This window comes from Labrys sp. 22185, assembly GCF_052045555.1.
Lineage (GTDB): Bacteria > Pseudomonadota > Alphaproteobacteria > Rhizobiales > Labraceae > Labrys > Labrys neptuniae.
Genome location: NZ_JBQEPH010000141.1, coordinates 1 through 361 on the forward strand (window position 1 = coordinate 1; position 361 = coordinate 361).

Genomic DNA, 361 nt, shown 5'->3' on the forward strand with positions numbered 1-361 from the left:
TATTGGCGGTGACGGTGGCCTGGGTGGCGTCGTCGGCGGCTTGACGGGTGCGATCGGCGGTATCGGTGGCATTGGCGGCGACGGTGGCCTTGGCGGCACCCTTGGTGGCGCAGTCGGTGGCTTGACCGGTGCGATTGGTGGTATCGGCGGGATTGGCGGTGACGGTGGCCTGGGTGGCGTCGTCGGCGGCCTGACGGGTGCGATCGGCGGCATCGGTGGCGATGGCGGTCTTGGCGGTACCCTTGGTGGTGCGGTCGGCGGCCTGACCGGCGCGATTGGTGGTATTGGTGGTGATGGTGGCCTGGGTGGCGTCGTCGGCGGCCTGACGGGTGCGATCGGCGGGATCGGTGGCGATGGTGGT

The 361-nt window shown here is 70.4% G+C and carries 1 protein-coding gene; it reads right to left on the reverse strand.

From position 1 onward, the window contains the following. The coding region (locus ACTJKX_RS38305) for a hypothetical protein (protein WP_440728511.1) at positions 1-361 on the reverse strand (361 nt) is incomplete at both ends.